Annotated in this window: 2 protein-coding genes; both read right to left on the bottom strand. The window is 63.7% G+C overall.

Features of this window, described 5'->3' with window-relative positions; translation table 11 throughout:
- Positions 1-120 precede the first annotated feature (120 nt).
- Positions 121-861 carry an IS21-like element helper ATPase IstB gene (gene istB, locus JQK88_RS35305; protein ID WP_203281190.1) on the bottom strand — a complete coding sequence of 247 codons (741 nt, stop codon included), beginning with the start codon at positions 859-861 and terminating at the stop codon, positions 121-123.
- Positions 862-871: 10 nt separating this feature from the next.
- Positions 872-2,398, bottom strand: coding sequence for an IS21 family transposase (gene istA, locus JQK88_RS35310; RefSeq protein ID WP_203281192.1), 1,527 nt, complete (start codon positions 2,396-2,398; stop codon positions 872-874).
- Positions 2,399-2,601 lie beyond the last annotated feature (203 nt).

Genomic DNA, 2,601 nt, shown 5'->3' on the forward strand with positions numbered 1-2,601 from the left:
TGCGGATTCCGACGATGGCGCGCATGTATTCCGATCTGATGCCGCGCAGCGTTCCGGTCTGATCGCGCGCAGGTGAAGCACCTGATCGTCGGGGAAGATGTCACTGCATTTGCGGTTCGGTCAAGCGGCAGCGGAGATGATGGATCTGCGCATGGATTCGCCGTTGAGTTCGAGCCGGTGAGCGTTGTGAACGAGGCGGTCGAGGATGGCATCGGCGTAAGTGGGATCTCCGATCAGATCGAACCAGCGGGCCACCGGGAGTTGGCTGGTCACCAGCGTTGAGCGACGCCCGTACCGGTCTTCGAGGATTTCGAGCAGGTGGTGACGGGCATTGCCGTCGAGCGGTTCGAGGCCCCAATCGTCGAGGATGAGGAGATCGACCCTGGCTAGGCTTTTCATGCGCGCGGCGATGCGGCCGTCACCCTTGGCCAGGGACAGGTCATCGATGAGCCGCGGCAGTCGGGTGTAGAGGACCGAACGGTTGTCACGGCAGGCCTTGTGACCGATGGCGCAGGCCAACCAGCTCTTCCCGACCCCGGCCGGCCCGACGATGGCCAAGCTCTCATGGGCGGCGATCCAGTCGCCCTTGAGCAGCTTGTCGAACAGCCGGCGATCGAGACCGCGCGCAGCACGGTAATCGACATCCTCGGGCACGGCATGGTGGCGTAGCCGCGCATGACGAAGGCGAAGCGCAAGACGCCGGTCATTGCGGTAGGTCGCCTCGTGATCGAGCAGCAGGGCAAGCCATTCGGCGTGGCTGAGGTTGGCGGCATCGCTGTTGCTTTCCAATTCGATGAACGCATGGGCCATGCCGGCCAGGCCGAGTTGCCCCAGCAGTTCGAGTGTCGGATGTTTGAGCATTGCAGTCCTTTCAGTGGTAATATCCGGAGCCCCGGATGTTGGTGTGAAAGATCGGCGTGTGGTCCGGGGCTTCGCGCACCGGAACCTTGTCGAGCCCCTTCTCGAGGATCGATTTGACCGAGGGATAGTTGCGCGCCTGGATCTCCAGCGCGCGTCGCGCGGCCGCTTCCAGGCGTTCGGCGCCGAAGCGCTTCGCCAGCCCGATGATGCCGAGGCATGAACGGTAACCCTGCTCGGGATGCGGCCGATCCTCGATGATCTTTTCAACCAGCAACGACAGCATCGGCCCGATCCGAGCCGCTTCCTCCCGGATCTTCACGGGCGTCCATTCACGGTAGCGCCGATGACTCGACGGCATATGTTCGGGGATCGTCGTATGCCGCCCGTTGCCGCTGCCACGCATGTGCGCGGCGATGCGTTCGCCTTCGAGGAAGATTTCGACGGTGCGGGCGGTAATTCGAGCCTCGACCTCGCGGCGGGCGAAGCGCCAGGGCACCGAGTAATGGTGGTGCTCAATCGCGATGTGGTAATCGAGCCCGACTCGGCAACGCTTCCACTCCGCGTGGACCCACCGTTCAGCCGGCAGCGGCTTGAGGTTCGGCGCGTCGATCTCCTCGAACAACTGGCGCCGCGTTTTGCTGAACTGGCGAAGCACCCGTGTGTCGTTGAGATCGGTGATGCACTCGGCGACCGCCGCGTTCACCTCGGCCAGGCTGTAGAAGATCCGGTTGCGCAAGCGGCCCAGGACCCAGCGTTCGACAATGCCGACACAGGCCTCGACTTTCGCCTTATCGCGTGGCTTCCTCGGTCTTGCCGGGAGCACCGCCGTGCCGTAGTGACGCGCCATGTCGGTGTAGCTGCGGTTGACCATCGGATCGAAGTGACACGCCTTAATCACCGCGACCTTCGCGTTGTCCGGGACCAGAAGATGGGCCACGCCACCGAAGAAGGCGAAGGCGCCATTGTGTGCCTCGATCCAGTCCGCGAACTGCTCGGTCCACGTCGCGCACGCAAATGACAAGCTCGATCCGCCGAGCACCGCCACAAACAGATGGGCATCGCGCACCTCACCGGTCCGGCGGTCGACTACAACTGGCACCGTGTCGCCGGCGTAATCGACAAACATCTTCTCACCGCCCGCGTGGCTCTGCCGCATCGTCAGAGGCAGGCGGCCTTCCCAGCGCCGGAATAGGTCACACCAACGGCTGTAGCGATAGCCATCCGGGTGCGCGGTGACATACTCTTCCCACAGAACCTGCAGCGTCACATGCTTGCGCTTCAGCTCACGTGCCACCGCCGACCAGTCCGGTTCCGGCTGTTTGCGCCGGCCGGGATTCACCCCAGGCAAGCCGTATAGGCAAGCTTCCAGATCGGCATCGCTCATCTCGGCCGGGACCGGCCAGTTCAGCCCAGAGCGTGCAAACCGCTTCAGCGTATCCCGGACCGTCGTCGGCCCGACCCCGGCACGCTCGCCAGCCACCCGCGTCGATAGCCCCGCTTCCAGGCTCAGACGCAAAATCTCGCGCACGTGGCGCATCGTAACCCTCCTCGTCGGCATCCATTCCTCCGGTCGTTGCCCAACCGGAAAATGCCCTAAGGATCAGGTTCTCCTAACTCCGAACTGCGCGCGATCGTCTCGGAATTCTGCGCGGCTAATTCTCGGAATGCTGCGCGCCATCACTTCGGAATGCCGCGCGCGATCAAATCGGAACGGTGCGCGCGATGACCTCGGAATCCGCA

The organism is Mesorhizobium caraganae (assembly GCF_016836705.1).
Classification (GTDB): Bacteria; Pseudomonadota; Alphaproteobacteria; order Rhizobiales; family Rhizobiaceae; genus Mesorhizobium; species Mesorhizobium caraganae.

Bases quoted from the DNA above. Each gene is read 5' to 3' on its own strand.
- istA (WP_203281192.1), bottom strand. From the start codon at position 2,398: ATGCGCCACGTGCGCGAGATTTTGCGTCTGAGCCTGGAAGCGGGGCTA.
- istB (WP_203281190.1), bottom strand. From the start codon at position 861: ATGCTCAAACATCCGACACTCGAACTGCTGGGGCAACTCGGCCTGGCC.